A 6,887-nucleotide genomic window follows, 5' to 3' on the forward strand; every position below is an offset into this window, starting at 1 on the left:
CAGCGCGATGTCGACCTGCTGGCGGGGCGTGTCGACGCCCTCGAGGTCGGGCAGGAGCAGGCCGCGCCGCCAGCCGCTCGTCACGATGACCCCGTACGTGCGCGGGTCGAGGTCGTCGAACGAGCAAGGCTCGGCCTCGTGCAGTACGTCGACCTTCACGTCGAGGTCGGCGAGTTCGCTGGGCTCCAGCGGCGGGAACCGCGGGTCCGACAGCGCCGCCTCGATGGCGTTGTGCGCGACCTCCTCGGCCAGCGTTGCGCGCGTGGGCCCGATGGTGCCGATGCAGCCGCGCAGCTCGCCGTGCGTATGCAGGCTCACGAACGCGCCCGCGCGCTGGGGCAGTGAGGGGTCGTCGAGATGAAGCGACACCGGTGGCCGACCGCCCCGGACGTGCGCCTCGATGGCTGCGCGCGCGAGCGCGGGCAGCGCGCCCTCGGGCTGACCCGGGGCGCCGCCTTTGGCCCCCGCGTCCGGCGTGGGATCGAGGCGCGCGAGAAGTCCGGGCGTGCCGGCGACAGCGGTGAGGTAGCCGATGCCCCAGGGGCCCTCGTACGCGAGCACGCGTGCCTCGGCAACCTCGCCCAGGAAGCCGCCGAGGGCGACGAACGACCGCAGGCCGCACTCCCCGCCCTCCTCGACCATCACCGGGTCGAGGCGCGACAGCGCGGCGAAGTCGGATGCCGCCACGGCGCTGCGGATAGCGTCGTCGAGCTCGGCGCCGTGCGGCGAGTACGGGTACGGCCCGTCGTGCGTGAGCCGATGGCTGCAGTCGCCGCTCGCGACGAACGCGACCCGCCGGCCCAAGGATGCGGCGACGGCGGACACGACCCGTCCGAAGGCCTCGTGAGCGTCGAGCGCGAGGCCGGAGAGCGCGAGGACGAGCACCGGGCATGGCGCGTCCGGCGCAAGGAAGCTCATCGGGACGATGACGCCGTGGTCGAGCGTGCCCGAGTCGAGCCGCGGCATGTCACCCCGGCCGACGGCGGGGATGCCGGCCTCGTCGAGCTCGTCGAGGAGCGCGGCGGCGAACTCCGGGTCCCCGGCGAAGCGCAGCGCGGCGCCGGGTGCGCCGAACAGGCGGAGCGAACCGCTCGTCTCCGCGGCGGTCTCCACCGCGAAGGCGTTGCTCGCCCCGGGAGCGTGCGGCGACATGACCACGAGCGTGTCGGGAGCGAAGCGCTCGAGCATGCGCGACGCGACTGCGAGCGCGTCCGCCGACGCCGCCGTGACGTCCGCGTCGGCGCCGCCGACCGCCGGCACCATGATCGGAGGGTGCGGAGCGATGATCCCGAACGCCTCGCGCGTCATGTGCATCTCCTCCCCCGCCTACGCCTCTGCCCGGACATGCGGCGGCGCGTCGGGCCGCCTGACGCTATTCTCCCCGCATGCGGCCCGCGAGGAACCAGGTCTGGGCCTCTTCGACGTCCACGGTGACGAAGGTACCGGCGAGGTCCTCGGCACGGCGGCCTTCGGGAACCGGGGCGTGCACGACCTTGTTCGTGGCCGTCCGGCCTGCGAGCACGCGCGGGTCGCGCTTGGAGGCGCCCTCCACCAGAACGCGCTCGGAGCGCCCCGAGTACGGCAGGTTGCGCTCGAGGGCGGTCGCCTGGACGACCTCGACGAGACGGTCGAAGCGCTCCTGCGCGACGTCACGGGGGACCTGTTCGTCCATCGACGCGGCGGGCGTGCCCTCCCTCGGCGAGTAGATGAAGGTGAACGCCTGGTCGAACCTCACCATCGAGAAGACGTCGAGGGTATCGAGGAAGTCGGCCTCGGTCTCTCCGGGGAAGCCGACGATCGCATCGGTGGACAGCGCGAGGTCGGGCATCGCCTGCCGGAGGCGGTCGACGAGCGCGAGATAGGACGCCTTCGTGTAGCGGCGGTTCATCGCGCGCAGGACGGCGTCGGAGCCCGACTGCACCGGCAGGTGGAGGTAACGGCAGACCTGCGGGGTCTGTGCCATCGCCGAGATCGTGTCGGCGGACAGGTCCTTCGGGTGGCTCGTCGTGAACCGGAGCCACTCGACGCCGGTGCCCGCCACCGTACGCAGCAGCTCCGCGAAGCGCGGCTCGCCGTAGCGGTCGCGCCCGTACGAGTTCACGTTCTGGCCGAGCAGCGTGATCTCGACGACGCCGTCCGTGACGAGCCGCTCGCACTCCCCCACCACGTCCTCGAACGCGCGTGAGCGCTCTCGGCCGCGGACCGTCGGCACGATGCAGTATGAGCAGTGGTTGTCGCAGCCCACGGTCACGGGCACCCAGGCGTGCCACGGGTGCTCGCGCGTCCCGGGCAGGTCGCTCGCGAACGACTCGCCGTGGTCGAGGACCTCGACGGCGGCCGAACGGGTCCGCCAGGCCGTGTCGATGAGCACCGGCAGGTGCTCGAGGTTGTGCGTGCCGAACACCACGTCCACGTGCGGCAGGTCGCGCAGCAGCGCGGCGCCGTCACGCTGCCCGATGCAGCCGCCGACGGCGATCAGCGGGCCGCTCCCGCGAGGCCCCTTGAGCGCCTTGAGCGAGGCCACCTGGCCTCGGAGGCGCTCGTCGGCGTTCTCGCGCACGCAGCAGGTGTTGAAGACGATGACGTCCGCGCTCCCGGTGTCCGTCGCCGGGACCATGCCGGAGGCCATGAGAAGCCCAGAGAGACGCTCGGAGTCGTGCTTGTTCATCTGGCACCCGAACGTGCGGACCTCGAACGCGGCGGGCTCGTGCGCCGGCGTCATCGTGCATCCGCCCCCCGGGCCGCGGCACCGGCGGCGAGGAACGCCTCGACAGCCTCCGCGGGAACGGCGACCGACCCGAGGTCCTTGTACGAGAACGCGGGCCCGTGGTAGTCGGTGCCTCCTGTGACCAGCAGGCGCAGGTCCCGCGCCATCGACGCGTAGCGCTCGCACTGCTGCGGCGTGTGCTCCCCGTGGAAGGCCTCGATGCCGGCGAGCCCGTCGGCTGCGAGCGGCCGGATGATGTCGTCCGCCTTGCTGACGCCGGGATGCGCGAGGACGGCCAGCCCGCCCGCATCGCGGATGATGCCGACCACCTCGGCGGGCGTGCGCACGTCGCGCGGCACGTAGTGCGGGGCACCCCGGCCGATGAGCCGCGCGAACGCCTCGTCGGTGCTGTGAACGACGCGGCTGTCGACGAGCGCGCGCGCCACGTGGGCGCGTCCGACCGCGCCGTCGCACGAGAGGCGCAGGACGTCGTCCATCGACAGCGGGATCCCTGCGGCGACCAGGGAGGCGACGATCGCCTCGGCACGGCGCAGCCGCGCGGCGCGCAGGTCGAAGAGGTGTGCGAGGAGCCGCTCGTCGCGGGTGTCGACGAAGTAGCCGAGCACGTGGACGCTGCGGGTGCCGACGACGGCGGAGAGCTCGACGCCCGGGACCAGGGTCAGCGCGGTGCCGCGCGCGGCCGCCGCCGCCTCGGCGACGCCTGCGACGCTGTCGTGGTCGGTGATGCTCAGGACGTCCACGCCGAGTTCGAGCGCGAGCGCGACCAGTCCCGACGGGGACGACGAGCCGTCGGAAGCGGTGGAGTGGACGTGGAGGTCGGCCCTCATCGCGTGCGGGCCGCTCCGCTAGCGGTGCATGTCGCGCGGCTCGACGAGCAGGCGGATCGCCGTGCGCTCCTCGCCGTTGATCACGATGTCGGCGAACGCCGGAACGCAGGTCAGCTCGATGCCGGAAGGCGCGATGAAGCCGCGGGCGATGGCGATGGCCTTGACGGCCTGGTTGAGAGCCCCGGCGCCCACGGTCTGGATCTCGACGGCGCCCTGCTCGCGGATCACGCCGGCGAGCGCGCCGGCGACGGAGTTGGGATTCGACTTGCTCGATACCTTGAGGACTTCCACGGCTGTCTCCATGCGGTGCGTGCGCTGCTGCGAAGAAGAGGCGCGTCGTCTGGTCGGGTGGCGTTCTGGGTCTGCTGGGGTGATTGAGCGGCGTCATGTGTCGCGAACTTGGAGTGCGTGTCCCCGATTATAGCGCAGATGGGCCCCCGGCCGCCCTCAGTCGTCCTTGTCGACGTCGAAGCGGACGCGGATCTCGTCACGGCCGACCGTCACGCGCGGCTCGCCGCGCAGGTGGACGTAGTAGCGCTCGGAGATCGCGTCGAAGGCCGCGGTGAGCGCGCGGGTGAACTCGACGAGGTCGGCCTTGGCGATCTTGAGGCCCCGGCGGTCGCGGTAGATGTCGGGGGTCACGGGCTCCGGTGTGGGCGCGGACGGGCGCAGGACATCGAGCACGCGAGGCACGACGGTGATATCGCCGGCGAGCACGCGGTGCGCCGTGCGCTCGGAGATGGGAAGGCCGAGCGACTCGGCGGTGGCCGTCAGCTCCGCGGCGTCGGCCGCCGCGCCGGGACGCTGCCAGACGGGCAGGCGTGAGGGGTCGTCGCAGAAGAGCAGTTCGGACGCGTCGGCCGACGCGCGCACGACCTCGTGCATCGTGGCGACGATCTCGGACGGCGAGCCGATCCACACGTCGACCTCGGGATGCTCGCAGGCGAACTCCACGACGCGGCGCAGGATGTTGTGCGGGCCGCGGACGACCCGCAGGCTGCCGTCGTCGCCGGTCTCGACCTCGGGCCACTGCGACTGGTCGGCGCGCTCCCCGATCGTGCCGGTGTCCGCGACGACGCGTACGGCCGTGCCCTTGTGGGCGTCGGACGCCTCGATGCGCGCGGAGACGGCGTTGCTGCGCACGGAGAACAACGCCATACCGCGCCCGTGGACACCCCAGCGGTCCATGACCATCGTCTCGAGCTTCGAGGTGACGCGCGGCTCGAAGACGCGCTCCTGCATCGCGGGCGGCACGCCCACGCCGTCGTCGACGATGGTCAGCGTCCGGCTATCGCCCTCGCGGGCGGTCGCGACGAACACGCGCTGCGCGTGCGCGTCGCGCGCGTTGCGCAGCAGCTCGACGACGACGTCCTCGATCCCGCGGATGTCGTGCTTGGCCTGCCGGCGCTCGGCCTCCGAGACGCGAAGGCGGACGTAGCCGTCGCCGAGGTTCTCCTCGACCTTGAGGAACTCGTCGCCGGTGACCGCGGAGACGAGGTCGATGAGCCGGTCCGGGTCGGACATGGCGGGCACGCAGCCTTCCGGTCCTACTTGGCGATGTCGATCGCGCGGCTCTCGCGGATGACCATGACCCGGATCTGGCCCGGATACTCCATCTCGTCCTCGATCTGCTTGGCGATATCGCGCGCCAGCACCACTGAGTCGGCGTCCGAGATCTCGTCGGGCTTGACCATGACGCGTATCTCACGGCCGGCCTGCATCGCGTAGCACTTGTCGACGCCCTTGTGGCTCGTCGCGACCGCCTCGAGCTTCTCGAGCCGCTTGATGTAGCTCTCGAGGGTCTCGCGGCGGGCGCCGGGGCGTGAGGCCGAGACGGCGTCTGCGGCCTGCACGAGCACGGCCTCGACGGTCTGCGGCTCGACGTCGGCGTGGTGCGCCTCGATGCAGTGCACGATCTCGGCGTGCTCGCCGAGGCGACGTGCAAGGTCCGCGCCGATCACGGCGTGCGGTCCGTCGATCTCGTGGTCGATCGCCTTGCCGAGGTCGTGGAGCAGGCCCGCGCGCTTGGCGAGCCGCGGGTCGAGCCCGAGTTCGGACGCCATGGTGCCGGCGAGGTACGCGACCTCGAGCGAGTGCTTGAGCACGTTCTGGCCGTAGGAGGTGCGGAAGCGCAGGCGGCCGAGGGTGCGGACGACCTCGGCATGCAGCCCGTGGACGCCCGCGTCGAACGCGGCCTGCTCGCCCGCCTCGTGGATCTGCTGCTCGACGAGGGTGGACGCCTTCTCGAACATCTCCTCGATGCGGGCCGGGTGGATGCGCCCGTCGGCGATGAGCGACTCGAGCGTGACGCGGCCGATCTCGCGCCGCACCGGGTCGAAGCTCGACAGCACGACCGCCTCGGGCGTGTCGTCGATGATCAGGCTGATGCCGGTGAGCTGCTCGAACGCGCGGATGTTGCGGCCCTCGCGGCCGATGATGCGGCCCTTGAGCTCATCGCTCGGGATGTGGATGACCGAGACGGTGGACTCCGCGGTGTGGTCGGCAGCGACGCGCTGGATCGCGATGCTGACGATGTTGCGGGCCTTCTTGTCGGCCTCGTCGCGCGCGTGAGTCTCGGCCTCGCGGATGTAGGCGGCCGCGTCGCGGTTCACATCCTCGCGGATGCGCGCGACGAGCTCCTCCTTCGCTTGGTCGGCGGTCATGCCGGCAAGTGACTCGAGCTTGCGGGTCTCCTCGGCGATGATGTCCTCGATCTGCTTCTCGCGCGCCTGGATCTGGCCCTGCTGGCTGGAGAGCTGGTGCTCCCGCTTGTCCTGGGCCTCAGCGCGGCGCTCGATCGACTCCTCGCGCTGGATGAGCCGCGTCTCGAGCGCGGTGAGGTCCTTGCGGCGCTCCTTGGCCTCCTCCTCGGCCTCCGCCTTCATGCGGAAGATCTGGTCCTTGGCCTCGATGAGCGCTTCCTTCTTGATCGTTTCCGCCTGCTTCTCGGCATCCGCGACGATGCGTTCGGCCGACTCCTGGGCGCGGCCCACGCTGCCGCGGGCGTAGAGGCGCTGGCCGACGATGCCGAGGGCGGCGCCGACGATGACTGCGACGGCGTATCCGACGAACTCCATGGCGCCCTCCCTTCGTGCGAGCACGGTCCTGTCGTGGTGCGGGCGCGGACCGCGTACGGGCGCGTTGCTGCCCGCGTGCGGTGCATCCGGCGGCGCGGCCGGTCCGATCGGGCGAGGCGAGCCCCGGAGACGGAAAGGCCGGGCGACCGAGCGCCCGGCATGTGCGACAACGATGCGCCAGTCGGGTACGCATCGCTCGGCGAGCGGGAACGACGAAACGACTTGGATCCCCGGCAGTGCCGAGACGAAGGTGCC

The 6,887-nt window shown here is 71.8% G+C and carries 6 protein-coding genes; all 6 read right to left on the minus strand.

The window, feature by feature from the left end:
- A partial coding sequence (amrA, locus tag FDZ70_04745) for an AmmeMemoRadiSam system protein A (GenBank protein TLM78019.1) occupies positions 1 to 1,314 on the minus strand: 1,314 nt, incomplete at its 3' end.
- A 58-nt stretch (positions 1,315 to 1,372) separates the two neighbouring features.
- Positions 1,373 to 2,722 (minus strand): tRNA (N6-isopentenyl adenosine(37)-C2)-methylthiotransferase MiaB, encoded by a 1,350-nt coding sequence (gene miaB, locus FDZ70_04750; GenBank protein TLM78020.1) that lies wholly within the window; start codon positions 2,720 to 2,722, stop codon positions 1,373 to 1,375.
- Positions 2,719 to 3,555, minus strand: a complete 837-nt coding sequence (locus FDZ70_04755) for a PHP domain-containing protein (protein ID TLM78021.1) — start codon at positions 3,553 to 3,555, stop codon at positions 2,719 to 2,721. The genes miaB and FDZ70_04755 overlap by 4 nt, the downstream gene beginning before the upstream one ends.
- Before the next feature lie 18 nt (positions 3,556 to 3,573).
- Positions 3,574 to 3,846, minus strand: coding sequence for a stage V sporulation protein S (locus FDZ70_04760; protein ID TLM78022.1), 273 nt, complete (start codon positions 3,844 to 3,846; stop codon positions 3,574 to 3,576).
- A 156-nt stretch (positions 3,847 to 4,002) separates the two neighbouring features.
- Entirely contained in the window at positions 4,003 to 5,079 is a 1,077-nt protein-coding gene (locus FDZ70_04765) for a sensor histidine kinase (GenBank protein ID TLM78024.1), read from the minus strand.
- A 23-nt stretch (positions 5,080 to 5,102) separates the two neighbouring features.
- Complete coding sequence (gene rny, locus FDZ70_04770; protein ID TLM78023.1) at positions 5,103 to 6,632, minus strand: ribonuclease Y; 1,530 nt, start codon at positions 6,630 to 6,632, stop codon at positions 5,103 to 5,105.
- Positions 6,633 to 6,887 lie beyond the last annotated feature (255 nt).

The organism is Actinomycetota bacterium (assembly GCA_005774595.1).
Classification (GTDB): domain Bacteria; phylum Actinomycetota; class Coriobacteriia; order Anaerosomatales; family D1FN1-002; genus D1FN1-002.

Coding starts and splice junctions, on each gene's coding strand:
- rny (TLM78023.1), bottom strand. CDS start 6,632: ATGGAGTTCGTCGGATACGCCGTCGCAGTCATCGTCGGCGCCGCCCTC.
- FDZ70_04765 (TLM78024.1), bottom strand. CDS start 5,079: ATGTCCGACCCGGACCGGCTCATCGACCTCGTCTCCGCGGTCACCGGC.
- miaB (TLM78020.1), bottom strand. CDS start 2,722: ATGACGCCGGCGCACGAGCCCGCCGCGTTCGAGGTCCGCACGTTCGGG.
- FDZ70_04755 (TLM78021.1), bottom strand. CDS start 3,555: ATGAGGGCCGACCTCCACGTCCACTCCACCGCTTCCGACGGCTCGTCG.